17 protein-coding genes are annotated in these 16,091 nt (G+C 40.8%); 7 read left to right on the top strand and 10 right to left on the bottom strand.

Annotated elements, in window-relative coordinates:
* The first annotated feature begins 600 nt into the window (after positions 1 to 600).
* Positions 601 to 2,112: a hypothetical protein gene (locus JGK20_RS17175; protein WP_293231501.1), complete on the top strand. Its 1,512-nt coding sequence runs from the start codon at positions 601 to 603 to the stop codon at positions 2,110 to 2,112.
* A 101-nt stretch (positions 2,113 to 2,213) separates the two neighbouring features.
* Positions 2,214 to 3,080 carry a right-handed parallel beta-helix repeat-containing protein gene (locus JGK20_RS17180; RefSeq protein ID WP_293231502.1) on the top strand — a complete coding sequence of 289 codons (867 nt, stop codon included), beginning with the start codon at positions 2,214 to 2,216 and terminating at the stop codon, positions 3,078 to 3,080.
* A gap of 112 nt (positions 3,081 to 3,192) precedes the next feature.
* Here JGK20_RS17180 and JGK20_RS17185 read toward each other — a convergent pair whose 3' ends face one another.
* Entirely contained in the window at positions 3,193 to 4,098 is a 906-nt protein-coding gene (locus JGK20_RS17185; protein ID WP_293185116.1) for an alpha/beta hydrolase, read from the bottom strand.
* A 14-nt stretch (positions 4,099 to 4,112) separates the two neighbouring features.
* A complete protein-coding gene (locus JGK20_RS17190; protein WP_293185115.1) occupies positions 4,113 to 4,559 on the bottom strand; it encodes a SufE family protein in 447 nt (148 codons plus the stop codon).
* 97 nt (positions 4,560 to 4,656) lie between these two features.
* Between JGK20_RS17190 and JGK20_RS17195 the strand changes: the two genes are divergently transcribed.
* Entirely contained in the window at positions 4,657 to 5,292 is a 636-nt protein-coding gene (locus JGK20_RS17195) for a methyltransferase domain-containing protein (RefSeq protein ID WP_293193106.1), read from the top strand.
* Positions 5,293 to 5,438: 146 nt separating this feature from the next.
* Here the strand turns inward: JGK20_RS17195 and JGK20_RS17200 are convergent, their stop codons facing one another.
* The 6 genes from JGK20_RS17200 to JGK20_RS17225 all read right to left on the bottom strand — a co-directional run bounded on the left by JGK20_RS17200 (position 5,439) and on the right by JGK20_RS17225 (position 8,968).
* Positions 5,439 to 5,801, bottom strand: coding sequence for a hypothetical protein (locus JGK20_RS17200; RefSeq protein ID WP_293185113.1), 363 nt, complete (start codon positions 5,799 to 5,801; stop codon positions 5,439 to 5,441).
* A 237-nt stretch (positions 5,802 to 6,038) separates the two neighbouring features.
* Complete coding sequence (locus JGK20_RS17205) at positions 6,039 to 7,037, bottom strand: ATP-binding protein (protein ID WP_293231504.1); 999 nt, start codon at positions 7,035 to 7,037, stop codon at positions 6,039 to 6,041.
* Between the two features lie 31 nt (positions 7,038 to 7,068).
* Entirely contained in the window at positions 7,069 to 7,494 is a 426-nt protein-coding gene (locus JGK20_RS17210; RefSeq protein WP_293231505.1) for a hypothetical protein, read from the bottom strand.
* A gap of 48 nt (positions 7,495 to 7,542) precedes the next feature.
* A complete protein-coding gene (locus JGK20_RS17215; RefSeq protein WP_293231507.1) occupies positions 7,543 to 8,148 on the bottom strand; it encodes a hypothetical protein in 606 nt (201 codons plus the stop codon).
* Positions 8,149 to 8,166: 18 nt separating this feature from the next.
* Complete coding sequence (locus tag JGK20_RS17220) at positions 8,167 to 8,508, bottom strand: hypothetical protein (protein ID WP_293231509.1); 342 nt, start codon at positions 8,506 to 8,508, stop codon at positions 8,167 to 8,169.
* Positions 8,509 to 8,533: 25 nt separating this feature from the next.
* Positions 8,534 to 8,968, bottom strand: a complete 435-nt coding sequence (locus JGK20_RS17225) for a hypothetical protein (RefSeq protein ID WP_293231511.1) — start codon at positions 8,966 to 8,968, stop codon at positions 8,534 to 8,536.
* A 237-nt stretch (positions 8,969 to 9,205) separates the two neighbouring features.
* Between JGK20_RS17225 and JGK20_RS17230 the strand changes: the two genes are divergently transcribed.
* The 4 genes from JGK20_RS17230 (at position 9,206) to JGK20_RS17245 (ending at position 13,376) form a co-directional block, all read left to right on the top strand.
* The gene (locus tag JGK20_RS17230) at positions 9,206 to 10,573 is read left to right on the top strand and encodes an NB-ARC domain-containing protein (RefSeq protein ID WP_293231513.1); all 1,368 of its coding nucleotides are present in this window, start codon (positions 9,206 to 9,208) and stop codon (positions 10,571 to 10,573) included.
* Positions 10,574 to 10,666: 93 nt separating this feature from the next.
* On the top strand, positions 10,667 to 11,395 hold the full coding sequence (locus tag JGK20_RS17235) for a response regulator (RefSeq protein ID WP_293185111.1): 729 nt from the start codon (positions 10,667 to 10,669) through the stop codon (positions 11,393 to 11,395).
* 10 nt (positions 11,396 to 11,405) lie between these two features.
* Entirely contained in the window at positions 11,406 to 12,014 is a 609-nt protein-coding gene (locus tag JGK20_RS17240) for an adenylate/guanylate cyclase domain-containing protein (protein ID WP_293231515.1), read from the top strand.
* Between the two features lie 426 nt (positions 12,015 to 12,440).
* The gene (locus JGK20_RS17245; RefSeq protein WP_293193103.1) at positions 12,441 to 13,376 is read left to right on the top strand and encodes a fused MFS/spermidine synthase; all 936 of its coding nucleotides are present in this window, start codon (positions 12,441 to 12,443) and stop codon (positions 13,374 to 13,376) included.
* Between the two features lie 112 nt (positions 13,377 to 13,488).
* Here the strand turns inward: JGK20_RS17245 and JGK20_RS17250 are convergent, their stop codons facing one another.
* Positions 13,489 to 13,926 (bottom strand): hypothetical protein, encoded by a 438-nt coding sequence (locus tag JGK20_RS17250; protein WP_293185107.1) that lies wholly within the window; start codon positions 13,924 to 13,926, stop codon positions 13,489 to 13,491.
* A 204-nt stretch (positions 13,927 to 14,130) separates the two neighbouring features.
* On the bottom strand, positions 14,131 to 15,912 hold the full coding sequence (locus JGK20_RS17255) for an ABC transporter ATP-binding protein (protein ID WP_293212999.1): 1,782 nt from the start codon (positions 15,910 to 15,912) through the stop codon (positions 14,131 to 14,133).
* Positions 15,913 to 16,091: the final 179 nt, after the last annotated feature.

The following is a 16,091-nucleotide window of genomic DNA, read 5'->3' on the forward strand; positions in this document are numbered from 1 at the left end:
CGGTCAGTTTCATGATAGATTTTAGAGACATAAGATACGCTGCACACTGAAATTATCTTTGGGTCATTATAGGATCAATCATTCTGTGGTGCTCCCTTATGCCAAACTTCTACTTGTACCAATTGAAACAATCCTTGTTACAACACTATTAGTTGAGTTTGTTTACTCAACTATTGCCGCGCTTTGCGTCGCTATAGAAATCCTAAATCATTTGTGAATTTCTTACTCCCTCCCCTTAATAAGGGTAGGGTTGGGGTGGGGTAAAAAACTTTACGACTCCTGCAAAGACTGCTATAGTTTGATGTTCTGTTGTTGTTGGGAACCATACATGGCGAGACACCCTACCAATATTGTTGCATTAATTTTCCAAAATTGTATTAATTCGCTGCCCAAATATCCCAATTAATGCGCTCTACACAACAACATTGTACATTAATGTTAACATTTAACAATGTCAAACAATGTAAACAAATATAAAGTGTTTTGCCAGGTAAACACAGGCGCTAAAATTGTGATATCCTTGAACAAGATAGTGTTTTTTGAATACCCATTTTGGGAAAAACAGCAAAATAACTCAATTTATATCAATTAAATAAACAAATGGAAGCATTACTTTTATTGATAGGGTTTGCAGGCGGGGCATTAGTCTGCTGGCTTATTTTGAATAAGCGAAATTCACGCAATTTGGTGCGGATGCAGGGTTCGCAGGAGGCCATATCGAAGTTGGCGTCGCAGTTGGATGCTAGAACTTCGGAATTGCGGCAGAAAATGCAGAATGAAACTCAGCTAAATTCTGAAATGTTTGAGCTGCAAAGTCGCTTGGAAATTGTGACTCGCGAGCAAGATGTTTTAAACAATCAAGTGTCGGAATTGGAAGAATTTTTGGCAGGAATTGCTGAGGAGCGATCGCAAGTTAATGCTCTGATTGCTGATTTGCAGTTTCAGCTAGAAAATGCTCAACAAGCTGAGTCTCAGTTAGCAGAAGTGGCAGAACTTCAATATCAGTTAGAATTGGCTCAGCACGAGCGATCGCAACTTAACGCCCAAATCCGGGAAATGCAAGCAGAGTTAGAGGCGGTTAATGCAGAACGTTCTCAATTTAACGCTCTGCTTTCGGAAGTTGAAAGTCAGTTGGAAACTGCTAGCCAAGGCAGATTGCAGGTACAATACCAGTTGTCAGAAATTCAAATTAAGTTCGATCGCTCAATTCAAGAGCGGGAGCAACTTCAGTCTCAACTTTCGGGATTGCAAGCTCAACTAGAGAGTTCAGAGCAAGAACGAGAAATCCTCAACTCTCAATTGCAAACCGCTAGCCAACAACCAAATCAACCGCAACCTGAAGCATTAGAGCTGGAAACGCAGTTAGAAGCAGCGAATCAGGATAAAATGCAGTTAAACTCTCAATTATCTGAGCTGCAAAGTCAATCAGAAACGGTTGTTCGAGAGCGGGAACAGTTGCTGTCTCAGTTGTCAGAATTGCAGGTTCAATTAGAAACGGCTAACAGAGAGCGATCGCACATTTACTCTCAACTCTCGGAATTGCAAAATCTCTTCGATACAGCAAATCAGAGCCAAGCTCAACTGCAATCTTCAGTATCCGAATTAGAACACAATTCTCAACTGTCGGAATTGCAAAATCAAATCGAGACAGCCAATCAAAATCAAACGCAACTGCACTCTCAAATATCCGACTTAGAAAATCAGTTAGAAAATGGGCGTCAAACTCGATTGCAATTGGAAGAGCAACTCAATTCTCAAGTCTCGGAATTGCAAAATCAACTTGACACAGCCAACCAGAATCAAAATCAACTGCAATCTCAAATATCCGACTTAGAAAATCAGTTAGAAAATGGGCGTCAAACTCGATCGCAATTGGAAGAGCACCTCTATTCTCAAGTCTTAGAATTGCAAACTCAAATCGAGACAGCCAACCACAATCAAGCTCAACTGCAATCTCAAATATCCGACTTAGAAAATCAGTTAGAAACTGTGCGTCAAAGTCGATCGCAATTGGAAGAGCAACTCAATTCTCAAGTCTCGGAAATGCAAAGTCAAATCGAGAGAGCCAATCAAAATCAAAATCAACTGCAATCTCAAATATATCCGACTTAGAAAATCAGTTAGAAAATGGGCGTCAAACTCGATCGCAATTAGAGTCTCAACTAGAAACTGCTAACAGAGAGCGATCGCACATTTACGCCCAACTCTCGGAAATGCAAAGTCAAATCGAGAAAGCAAACCAGAGTCAAGCTCAACTTCAATCTCAAATATCTGAGTTAGAACATCACTTAGAAACAGTATATCAAGAACGGTTGCAGCCAACACCGGAAATTACTGCAACAGCGGAAGAATCACCAAAAGCTGAATTACTAGATAAAAACGCCGAGTCAACCCCAGAAGCAGCAATTTTGAAAAATCAAGAATTTGTAGTTTCTCAGCAAGGCGAAGGTGACTATACCACTATTAGCGAAGCCCTAAAAAATGCTGTTTCAGGTACGCGAATTTATGTGCATCCGGGTGTGTACAAAGAAAGTATAATAATCGACAAATCTGTGGAAATTATCGGCAACATAGAAGCGGGTAGCGTCACTGTTGAAAGCAGCGATTCAAACTGCATTCAAATGGCAACAGACAGCGCTTTAGTCCGAGGATTGACAATTAAAACAACAGGAAAATATTACGCTGTAGATATTCGCCAAGGCGAGTTAATCGTAGAAGACAGCGATATCACTTCTGCCAACTATTCTGTGGTAGTAATCTGCGGCTCTAATGCTAATTCAGTAATCCGTCGCTGTCAAATTCATGATGGAATATGGAACGGAATCTTTATCTCGGATAATGGCAAAGCAACGGTGGAAGATTGCAATATCTATAATAACGGCACTCTGGGAATAGGTGTCGGATTGGGAGGAAAATTGATTGCGCGCAGGTGTAGAATTAATGGTAATGAAGGTGAGGCGATCGCAGTTTACAGAGATAGTATTGCTACGGTGGATGATTGCGATTTAACCGGCAATACTGGGGGTGCTTGGCGGATTGCAGATAACGGATATATTCGCGGGAAAGGCAATCAAGAATAGAAGAAGTCATTAGTCATTTGGGACGGGCTAGAAGCCCATCCCACAAAAATCTTTTTTATTGTGGGATGGGCTTCTAGCCCGTCCTAATTATTTTTGCAAGAAGTCTACAATCTTAAACAAAAGACTTAACCGCATTTGCCAAATCCGCCGCATACTCTTCGTGCAAGCCCAAAGAACCAGGGATAACTCGCGATTCTACTCCCGGTAATTGGGCTAATACTTCCATTTCCGCCTTAGATTTGGGCGGTGCTTTCTCAGCAATTACAACCATCACGGGTACTGCTAATTCTTGGAAGTTGGCGACAAATTCTTCTCGGGTTTTTGCCGGATCTAAACCACCAGTTACAAAAGCCGCCGAACCAAATCTCGCACCCGCTTTCTGAGTAACTTTCCACTTGTTTTGGATGAAATCGGGGGTGACTTTTGCTGCATCCGCGTAGACGTGGCGGCGGTACATTAAACCCAGGAATGACGGCGCAGTGTTCAGTTTGTAAAGGAATTGACCGAGTAAGGGCGATCGTACTAATTCTCTGACAATTCCGTGCCAGCCGCTTTGCTGTTTGCTCATCGTCGGTAAAGGCCCGCGCCAAGTCGGTGCAGCTAACACAATTTTTGACCAAACATTCGGCTTTGACTGCGCTAATTGCATCGCATAACCGGCAGCGTGACCGGCCGCAACTACAGCCACAGGACTGCTAAAAGTAGACTCAACAAAATCCTGAATAAATTGATGATATAATTGCGGTTCGTAGTCGGTGCACGGGCGATCCGAGTCGCCAAAACCAGGCCAATCTACACTCACAACTTGAAAGTTAGGCGCCAACAATTCCGCTAAAGGACGCATTTCTGCTCGTGTTGAAACCGTACTGAAAGCTGGCAGCAATAATACGGTGTTTCCTTGTCCTCTGGTTTCGTAAATAACTTTGATTTGCGTTCCTTTCCAGTTCCAGAGATATTCTTGAACTGTCGCGGGATAGCTGCCATAATTAGATTGGATTAAATCAGCAGTCTGAGTCACAGCTTTTGCTCCTGTTAATTTGCTTCTGCTTGCGCGCTAACTTCGCAACCCAGTGCCTTGTTTCTCATCATTTGAAAGATGTTATAAAATCCGTTAGCGCGAGAAGGTGTCAGGCTCACATTCAATCCCGTATCTTGAATAAAATCTGGGGTAACGCTGACTATTTCCGCAGGCGTCAATCCGCTTAAACCTTCGACGAGCAAGCCAACTAATCCTTTGACTAGCTGAGCGTCTGAATCGCCTTCAAAGGAAACTTTTCCGTCGGCTAAAGTTGCGGTAATATAAACTTGTGACACGCAGCCAGAAACTTTGTTCTCTGGCTGTTTATTGCTTTCGGGAAATGGTGGGAGTCGCTTGGCATACCACAGCAGTTGTTCGTAGCGCTGTTTCGGATCGGAGTGTCGCTGGAAGCGCTGGACAATTTTAGCTAGGGTTGGCGGTAGCGCGGTATTTGCGGACATGATTTCGAGTAGCGGTTTACATCGCTAATATTATACATTTCATTTTAGCAGTCGGTGCGGGCGATCGCCAATCAGAATAGGTTATTGTAGAGAAAAATTGCGTGAAGCGTTCGCTCTCCCCTTCCCGAAGGCTAGCTATCCCGTTATTAATCGCCCTACAAATCTCAACGGAGGAAATATGGTATTTGGTGCAGTTGACGAACATTGGTGCCGAGTTGTGATGAACCGCGAAACTCGCAACATCGTTAAAAGCTTGCAGCCCGATCGATTAAATACCTTAGAAATCTCTGGCGACAGTTGGGGCAAATTAGAATCTTTTCAAAGCTATAAATCCGTCAAATATCCAGAGTTTGACATTTGCGAGTGTTGCCTCGATCAAACATTTGATTTAATCATTGCCGAACAGATATTTGAACATTTACTTTGGCCTTACCGCGCTGGCAAAAATATCTATCAAATGCTCGACAAAAACGGTTATTTTTTAATAACTATACCGTTTTTGATTCGGATTCACGATTACCCTAACGACTGCTCTCGCTGGACAGAAACAGGAATCAAATACCTGCTGGCTGAATGCGGTTTCAATTTAGAGCGCATCCAAACAGGCTCTTGGGGAAACCGCGCTTGTATTGTGGCAAACTTCTCAAAATGGGAATATTACAATGCTTCCATTCATTCGTTAGCAAATGAGCCGGATTTTCCCTTAGTAGTATGGGCTTTGGCGCAGAAATAACACCCCGATCGAACAATTTGAGATTTGAAATTTTTGGTTTTAGATTTGGGATTTTAGATTTTAGATTACCGAAGAAGACTGCGCCAAACTACGAGAGAGTCGATCTTACAAAACAACGTTAGCTGAAGCAGTCTTGGCGATCGCGCTCAACTCAAGTCCAAGGGCGGCAAACCGCGCAACTGACGCAGGGAATTGATGCACAACTGACAGTCGCAGCCAAACAGCGCCGCCGCTGCATCGCTTTCTTCCTCCGTAAAATCTAGCATCGCCACCGGTTCTTGATTCGGGCGCTGCCAACCGATTCTGGCCTTGGAATTAGCAGCAGCAGCCTTACCGGGAAGGCGCATACAAGTCAGACGTTGGGCGTGGGGCGATCGCACGCAGGTTGGCGCATCAGCCGATTTACCCGGTGTTTCGCCTATGTTTTGAGTTTGGGCGATCGCGCTCAAAGACATCAGAGATCCAAACAGCGTCGGACTTACAAGCAAAGTGAGGAGCAATCTATTCATTTGTCGTCCTTAAGAACTTCAACGTACACAGTAGCGGATTATCTGTGGCAATTCAACAAGGTTTTTGGCTTGCATCAGTATGGCTTACCCTCACAGTCTTGGATGCATCGATACCAAAGAAACCAGGTTTTTTACCGAGATTAAAGGCTACAATCCAGTATTTTTTTTGGTGAAAAACCCGATTCATATGGAATATATCTATATAAATGAGTATAATTTATCTGATTAATATTAATATTAAGATGGCTGAGAAGCACTCCGATCGAGAGATAGGTTATTAGGTGGAGTTGGTAAAGGAACATCACCCTCAACAGGAGTAAGAGTTACTTGTTGCTTAGAAGCAGCCTTATTAGCCTTAACAATTTCGGTAATTGCTTCCCACAAATAAGGTTGAGTAACACACTTTTTCTCTTTAGGTTTTTTTTCTCTAGCAGCAGCAACTACAGCTTGAAACACAGCATTTTTAATATCTCTACCTGAGATTCCATCAAATTCTTTGGCTAATTCAGCAAAGTTGACGGAATCGGCTAAAGGAAGTTTGCTCGGTATCTGTGCTTCCCAAATTTTTTCTCTTGCTCCTTCATTTGGTAAATCAAACTGAACTTTCCAGCGAATTCTACTAATAAATGCAGCATCATAATTGCGAATTAAGTTAGTAGCAAAAATCACAATACCTTCATAAGCTGATAATTGTTTAATCATCACACTGCGGGTCAAATTAACTGCTGTATCCGTTGATTGAGTAACATTTTCTAGTCGTTTACCCAAGAAAGAATCAGCTTCATCAAAAAATAACACTGCCTTATTTTGCGTAGCAAAATCAAAAGCACCTCGAATATTTTTAGGAGTTTCGCCAACATATTTAGACTCTATCTGTTCATAGGGAACATCGAGTAATTTGAGGTTTAAAGCATGAGCAACAGCTTCAGCCGTCAGAGTTTTTCCGGTTCCTGGTAGACCCGAAAAATTGACAGAAAGAGCTTTATCTAATTTGTGCTTTTCTGCCATTCCCCACTCTTGATAAATTAAATCTTGATACTCTATTTCAGCCAAGATTAAATCTACTTGATGCTTAGTATTTTCTGACAAAATTACATCATTTAACGTATATTTGGCATCTCTTAAATATAAACTAAAATCGATCTTTGATTTTGAATCTTCATCTTTTTCTGGTTCGTGTTTGGAGTTGTTAGCAGTTTCACCTGCCGCTTTCAGAAAATTATCTAATCTTGGCATATTTTTTACATCCTTTTATATTGTCAAAAATTTAATTCCAATCTTCCAGAACACCTATTTCAGCTTGCGATCGATTTCTAGGAAAATGTCTAGTGGCATATTCTGGCACTCCCTCAATGCTAAAAACTTGAGACGGTTTTACATCAATATAATTAGGATCCCATATTTCCATAATTATTTCATCTTGTTTTCTGCCAAGATAAAATATTACATACAAAGTGCTGCGGCGACCAAACTCTGAAATTAAGACAGGTTCAATTTCTTGTTCCCAAATTGGCTCTAATTTTTCTAGGACAATTTCTGGAAACATCGCGGAGTTTTTCTGTTGTCTTCTAAACATCTCAGTGAAGATACCAAAACCGCTGCGTCTCTTACCATAAATTATACCATCTTCAACGCTATCTTGAAATTCTGATGCTCGATCTCGTTTTGGATTTCTTGGATCAAATTTTGGCATTTTTTACTCCTTTGAAAGTTGAATAATTAATGAATAGCAAATCTTTTGTTAATCAATTTGGATGATTAAAGCATTGTAAAATAGATTTTGCTTCATATCGCTGTAAGGATCTAAGGTGCTATTTACCATTTCTAGCGCTTTACCAAAAGGACTAGCCTCCATTAATTTTACGAAAGGATTATTCGCTAGTTCGGATGGCAGTTCAGGTGGTGCGATAAACTTGAGAAATAACGGAGTAAATAATTCCATTGCTATTTTTTCCCAACGTTCATATTCTATGCCTGTTAACTGATTATCCAAAACATAGATCGCTTCCAATTTAGAAGAACGAACATTAGAATTAATTTCTAAGTCACGTTCATCTAATTGAGGGATTTGATAACCTCTTTCCTCATCTTTTGTTTCTGTGTCATAGAGCCAAATCTGGAGAGATTTGAAATCACATTCGGGCATGAGACGAGCTCTCCGAAAGATAACTCTCGCGATTAAATCATCAAAAAATCGTTTAATTTGTACACTACTGTCTACTTGCCCAGTGCTTGAAGTTTTCCCTGGTACGCCAAATAGTTCGATAGTTGTCAAACTTCCATCCTGTTCAGGAGAACGGAAACCAATTCTCAGAAATACAGTTTCATTGTTAGAAGAACTCGGCATAGTTAACTCCTCTTGAAATTAAGACCAATTTTGTAGTTTTAATCTTTTAGCTTCTGAACGATTAGTAGGTAGTGGGGAATCTTGAGGTGCTTGTTCTAAGACAAAAACTTGAGACGGTTTAGTGGTATAATATACAGGATCCCAGATTTCCATCATTGTTTCCCCAAGAAGCGCACCTGCATATAAAATGACATACAAGGTAGCTACAAAACCAAAGACAGCTATTAAAGCAGTAACAATAACTGTTTCCCAGAGAGCTTTGATTAAATCGACCAATCCATTAATAAAAGCTGCTACCGCTCTGCCTAACCACTCAATTAACTGATCGATTAAACTTCCTACCCATGAAAAAAATCCCATGCAGTTCTCCTTTTGTATAAAATGATTAAGATAAAGACAACCTAGTTACAATTGGATTTTGCCTACTAGGCAGTTGAGCTTGATCTTCAGCAATTCCCAAAGAAAAAATTAATGACTGATTTTGATAAGTTCTAGGATGAGCAATTTGCAGAAAAGCATCCCGTCCTTCTTGAAAAATTGCAATTATCCAATCAGCAGAATAGCCTAATTGAGAGCGTAACTGAGTTTCGATTTCATCCCAATTATTGTCTAAAAACTGTGCTACGAGAGCTAAATAACGTTGTGTTGCTTCTTTGACATAACCAAAAATTTCTTTGGCTACTGCTACTAAGTTTTCCCATAACCTAGCAAAAGCTCTCGATAACGCTTCAACGATGGCAGCAACTCCATATCCTACTGCTGCACCAACGGCTGCACCAACTAAAATTTCTGTTGCTGCTTGAAAAATAGCGTCCCACATAGTGATTACTCTATGAAAAAATGAAATTTATTTTTGCTGACTCCCTGCAAGGATTCCTGATATCATCAAGCTGAATCTTTTCTGATACTAAATCACCTTTCTGAACACCGCCACATGAAAAGAACTGATTTTCTGCCCTTTTTTGTAACAAAATCTTAAGCAAAGACCAGAAAAAGCCTGATTTTCTCGGTTTAGACTAAGCTATAATGGCTAAAATCCATACCTGACATGACCTCTATGACTATTACAGAAGTTTTACAAATTGTAGATCAGTTAGTTGAGAAGCAAACAGGAGAACATCTAGACGATTTAGAAAAAGCTGTCGTTAAAGGACTTTGGCAAGGTAAAACTTACAGTGAAATCGCAGATGAATGTGGGTATCAGAGTAAAAATCATATTGGAGATGTCAGCCGTAAGTTATTTAAGATTTTATCTGAGCAGTTAGATGAAAATATTAAGAAATCTAATTTTTGTTGGACAATAGAAAGATTAGCTAATTCATATAATTCTTTACAGCAAGTTAGTTTAATTAATAATAGTCATATTAATTGGTGTTCTAATAATCCTCCAGATTATTATAGAAATACAGAAGAAACTTTTAACAATAAATCCTATCAAGATTTAACCCTAGCCCCAAAAATAACCCACTTTTACGATCGCACTCTAGAACTTCAAACCCTATCCCACTGGTTAACAGATCAAAATACTCGTCTAATCTCAGTCTTAGGATTACCTGGAATTGGGAAAACCACCTTAGTTAAACAGTTTATTGACCTAAACCTGCAAAACTTTGATGTAGTAATCTGGAAAAGCATCAAACTCTCCCAGTCTTTAGATAACATTATTACTCAAATTTTAACAGGTATTAATTCCGCACCTATTCAAACTGACAATAAATTAACCCAACTCTTCAATCTTTTACGCGAACAAAGATGCTTAATCATCCTTGATGATGTGCAAGAGTTGTTTACCAGCGGACACTTTGCCGGACAATATAAAAGCGAATATAAAGATTATAAAATCCTTTTCACAAGGATGGCAGAAATTGAACATCAAAGCAGTTTAATTTTAATTAGTCAAGAACAATGTCAAGAAATGCTCTGCTTAGATCAAGACTTATATCCTGTTAAATGCTTAGAATTAGAAGGGGTAGACAATACCAAAATCCTGAAAAATCAGGGATTAAAAGATGAGCAACATTGGTCAAAACTGATTAATCTCTATGAAGGTAATCCAGTTTACCTAAAAGATATTGCCAGTTTAATTAAAAATGTTTTCTTGGGTAAAGTAGCTGAGTTTTTAGCTGAAGATAGCCTGATTCTAACAGAAGATATGAAATCTCGGTTAAGTGAATTATTCCACAGATTATCCCCCATAGAACAACAGATAGTTTTAGAATTAAGCAAATCCAATCAACCCGTGTCAAGGGAAGATTTAAGACAAGGTTTAGAACTCTCCTCAATGGATTTGATTAATGGCTTACAATCTTTGAATAGACGGTATTTACTCAAAAGAATTGAACTAGAGAAAATTTTGTTTGATTTATCTCCCCTTTTCCGAATAAGTTTAAGATTTGTTGCAAGTTTAGAGAATTCCCTTAGCTAGTGATAACAAAATCATTCAATGTGGGTAAAATAATGTCAGTCAGGGCAACTCGAAGCAGCGCACAAGTTTACATCGGAAACCAGGTGGGGAGTGATGAGTACAGTTTTAGTTGTGGAAGATTCCCGCAGCCAGCGGGAGTGCATTTCACATCAGTTGAAATGCAGTGGATTAAATGTAATTCAAGCATCTGACGGTGTGGAAGCACTAGATAAAGTTGAGAGAAGTTACCCGGATTTAGTATTATTAGATATCGTCATGCCCCGCATGGACGGTTACGGTGTTTGCCGTTTAATCAAAGCTAATCCCGAAACTCGGAATATACCAGTAATATTTTTAACCGGCAAGGGACAGCAGCTAGCTTTGTTCTCCAGGGCGATCGATCGCGCCGAGGCGTATGTTAGCAAACCTTGGCAGCCCAGGGAACTTTTGGCAACCATCAAAAAAGTCTTGATGAATGCCAATATTAAGTTCGATCGGGCTTCGGCTGACGCTTGGACGGAATACGGCATTTTAAACTTAAGTACCATTGAATTGTATCAAAGTCGCGCCGATGCTTGGACAAAATACAGCGCCCAAATTATTAAATTGTACGATACCAGCATAGCAGCTTTTCAGCAAGCTTTGGCAATTGAACCGACTCACTCGACTGCAAACAAGTATCGCAACCGAGTTCAGACTATCCGGGCAATTTTGATGAAAAAGATTGAGCAAAATCAACCTTGCAAAGTCTGCGACTATTATTACGGCAAAGACGGTATCAATTGTGCAGTACATCCCGCTGGCCGCCCTCAGCCTTTTTGTCGCGATTGGGAGTTTAATTAATTCAACTACAATGAAAACAAATAACCGCACCAACTTGGAAAAACTGCTGCAAGAAAGAAACGAAAATCCCCAAAGAATGGCAGAAATTGACGCCCAAATTAATGCAACTTTCCGCCAAGAACACACGATATTGGTAATGGATATGTCGGGATTCTCGCGAACGACTGTCCGCTACGGAATCATTCATTTTCTGGCAATGATTCACCGGATGCACGGAATTGTCAAACCGATAATTGCGGAATGTGGCGGTACTGTTGTTAAGGAGGAAGCAGACAATATTTTTGCAGTATTTCCCGATGTAAAATCTGCTGTGGAATCTGCAATTGACTCTCTGAAACAAACGGTGGCTGTCAACACGACTCTGCCGCCGGATATGGATATTTACCTCTGCATTGGTATTGGCTGCGGCGATGTTTTGATGCTGGAAGGAGAGGATATGTACGGATCGGAATTTAATCTAGCAGCCAAGCTGGGAGAGGATTTGGCGGAACGGGGAGAGATTTTGCTTACCTCAGCAGCGTTTGAAAAGTTTGAAGGTGATAAGCAAGATTGGGAAAGAATAGATTTTTCGATTTCGGGTTTGGAGTTTGTGGCGTATAAGCAGGTATCATCTACTTAATTTATCTCAGGTTTTTTTCACAATATAAAATAGAAAATTGATGAGAAACCCAGTTCCTTCGCAAATACCCGGTTAGTCTACGATTTTTAGTACATTCCTCGACGCAACTTGCACTCTTATAGAGGTTAGTCTTCTGGTACGTTGTTGCGCTTCAGCGCTCTTTGATATATAAAGTAGAAAAGGGTCATAAAGCGCAACAACCTTCAAAGAAAATTGCACTCTTATAGGGATTAGTCTTTAGGTACGTAGTTGCGCTTCAGCGCTCTTTTATATATATAGCCTTTCTCAAAAAGGTGAGGTATGACTGACAGGTTATATAACCACTGAAACCAAGAGGGCTCTCTTCCCAACAACGTCCGCGAATCTTTCGCAAACAGGATTGACGCATTTCTAACCACTCGTGCGTCCAATAAATTAAAAAATCAGATGATTGACGAACAAAAAAATTGGCAAACTATCAATTTAGCGAATATTCAACAGAGGCTGGCTTGGGTGCAACAACAGCCGGATGGAGTTGTGTTTTGCAAAGAGTCGGGAGTTCACTATGTTGCAGTTAGAAAAGATAAAGGTCAAATTAAGCTATGTTTAGTAGAAAAAGTGAATTTGTATACAGATTTATTGCAATCTGTGTTCAACCTCAACAATCCTCTGCATTTAGTTTCAGAATATACCCAAGCGATGATGTTGGGTTTATTGTGGCAAAATCAACCTAAAAAAGTTTATATAGCTGGGTTTGGCGGTGGCAGAATTCCGTTAGTTATGCACCATTATTTGCCGGAAACTGTTGTAGAATGTGCTGATGTAGATGCGATCGCGATTTCAGCCGCCATTGAGTGTTTTGGAGTGCACTTCGACAGCAGACTCAGCGTAGCAATCCAAGATGGGAGAGAGTATCTAGAGCAGCAAAGCCCAGATGTGCAGTACGATATAATCATGACTGACGTGTTTTTTGGCAACGGCTACTTTCCGCACCGGCTAGCAACTAAAGAATTTTATGAACTTTGCCAAAAACATTTGTCAACCGCTGGAGTTGTTTTAGTAAATCTGCTGCAAAGAGATGAGTTTTATGCCCAAAAGGTGAAGACTTTTCAAAGCGTGTTTTCCCAGGTATACGTATGCCCTTGGAAGGATATTAATAGTGTTTTAATTGGGACTAACGGCCCTATTTTAGACAAAGAAGAGATTGTTTCCAGAGCAAAATATGTGCAAGATGGACATGAATTTTCGTTTTCCTTGACAGACAGAGCTCTTGATGTGAAAATAGGTTCAGAATTGTCTCAGATTATAGCTAATTTAGACCAAGCTCAAATTTTGACCGACGATTTGCCACCCGCCGGTTATTTTGATTCTTGGTTATTTTGATATCCAACACAACAAAACTGGTTCGTAGTGAGGACTTTAGTCCTCTGAAAATGAGGACTAAAGTCCTCACTACGAACTTAATTAGTATTTTTTTTACCGGATTGGATATAATTTATCCTTTAATATATTCAGCCATTTGCTTTTCTAGGCGATCGATCAATGTATCGACATCCGCTGCTGCGAGTTCAAAACAATCAGGGGGTGCGGGGTCAATTTCAAACAAAATTAGCTTGATTTCACCTTCGCCGATCGCCAAAATCGCTACCTCTTTCTCCGGTTTGTGAGCGTTTAGCACTCCTAAAATTTCCTGAATATGACTTTTAACTTGACGGTTTAACTCTTCTACTGCCTCTTTTTTACAGTACACGAAGCGTGGCGTTCCGGCAATATCAATGCCCAAAATATCGTCGCTTTCCTCTCCTCTTTCCTGAAGGAGTCCCCAAGCTAAAGCCGCCAATTCTTGTTTGTTGGCTGCTACAAATTTATCTAATTTGCGGCGCCAGTTACTTTGATTTTTTTGTTCGGACTCAGGCCCACCAAATAAAAACATTTTTTCTCTTTGCTTGTAGAAACTAATATCTTACGGTTATTGGTTATTTGTTATTGGTTACTGGTTACTGGTTATTTGTGATTCGTTATTGGTTATTTGTGATTCGTTATTAGCAGACTGTGAATAACTAATTACCAATGCCAAATGCCCAATGCCCAATGACCAATTACCAATTAGCAAATTCAACCTAAAAGCGCAGCGCTTTTATTTTATACCAGATTGCACCCGCCAGAGCGACGCATAAACTCCATTATGTTCGATAAGTTGTTCGTGATGCCCCGATTCTACCACTCGCCCCTGCTCCATGACAAAAATGCAATCGGCATTACGGACAGTAGAAAGACGGTGGGCGATCGCAATTGTAGTCCGATTTTTGGTAATTCGTTCGAGCGATCGCTGAATTGCGGCCTCCGTCTCGTTATCCACCGCTGAAGTAGCTTCATCCAGAATCAAAATCGGCGGATTCTTCAACACAGCCCTCGCAATCGCAATCCGCTGCCGCTGTCCCCCCGACAATTTTTGACCGCGTTCCCCTACAATAGTGTTGTAACCGTCCGGCAATTGCGCGATAAACTCGTCAGCTTCCGCAATTTGAGCAGCATTTACTATCTCTCGATCGGTGGCATCAAAAGTGCCGTAAGCAATATTTTGGGCCACCGTACCGTGAAACAAGAATACATCTTGACTCACCAATCCGATCGCTCTCCGTAAATCTTTTAAATTCAGGGTAGTTAATTCTATGCCATCGAGATAAATCTGACCATATTGTACCTCGTACAGCCTCATAATTAATTTTACCAGCGTACTTTTTCCCGAACCAGTCGCGCCCACAATTGCCGTAGTCTTCCCCGCCGGCAGAGTCAGGGAAAAATACTGCAAAATCGGTTTTCTTTGATTGTAATAAAAGGTAACATTTTTAAATTCCAGCGTGCCTTTAATCGAACTAACCGGCAGCCGAATATCACCCGTGCGAATTGCGATCGGCGTATCCAACAAATTCATCACCCGATTAGTAGAAGCCATGGCGCGCTGGTATCGATCCATAGTATCACCCAGGCGGGTCAGGGGCCACAGCAACCGCTGCGTCAAAAACACCAAAACGCTGTAAGTCCCTACAGACAATCTGCCCGCCACTACCTCCAAACCGCCCAGAAATAGCGTTGCAATAAAGCCCAGGAAAATCACCACGCGAATTAGCGGAATAAAAGCTGCCGAAATTGCGATCGCCCGTCGGTTACTTTGGCGGTAAGCTTGACTTTGGGTTTCGATGCGCTGAGTTTCATAATCTTCGGAAGTAAAACTTTTAATAGTAGTAATTCCCGTCAGATTATTCGACAATTGCCCGTTCAAAAAACTCACCTTTTCCCGCACATCAGCATACAGTGGAGCAAGGCGATTTTGAAATGCAAGCGAGCCCCAAATAATAAAAGGAATTGGCAGCATTGACAGGATAGCAACAGCAGGAGATGCTGCAAAAAAAGCGGCGCTAATCACAATTACCGTCGTACTTACCTGAATCACTTCATTGGCACCACCGTCTAAAAAACGTTCCAGTTGATTGATATCATCGTTGAGAATCGAAATCAAACCGCCCGTGCTGCGTTCTTCAAAATAAGCTAATTCTAATTCTTGTAAATGGCTGTAAGCTTCCAGACGCAAATCGTGTTCGATATCCTGAGCCAAATTGCGCCACAAATAATCATAGGCATATTCAAAAACCGATTCCAAAGTCCAAACAATCAAACTCAAAAAAGTAATGATTGCGAGTTGCAAAACGACATCTTTTATGCCCCACTTAGCAAGGATAGAATCTTGTTGTTTCACCACCACATCAACGGCAATACCGATTAATGCTGGTGGCGCTAAATCAAAGAATTTATTCAGCAGCGAACAAATACTTGCCAGCCAAGTTTTCAGGCGGTAGCGGCGCCCGTACTTCAGCAGCCGCTTGAGGGGATGGACAGGTTTAGAGGGATTTGGTGACAATTGAGGATGGGGATAATTGGACAAGTTTTAGATTGTGCAGTTATTTTTATGGTTTTAGGAACGGGCTAGAAGCCCATTCCACAATCTTTGAAATTGTCTTTGGGAACGGGCTAGAAGCCCATTCCACAATCTTTGATTTTTTCTGCTGGAACAGGCTAGAAGCCCATTTTACAATCTTT

It is taken from the genome of Microcoleus sp. PH2017_05_CCC_O_A (genome assembly GCF_020738785.1).
Taxonomy (GTDB): Bacteria; Cyanobacteriota; Cyanobacteriia; order Cyanobacteriales; family Microcoleaceae; genus Microcoleus.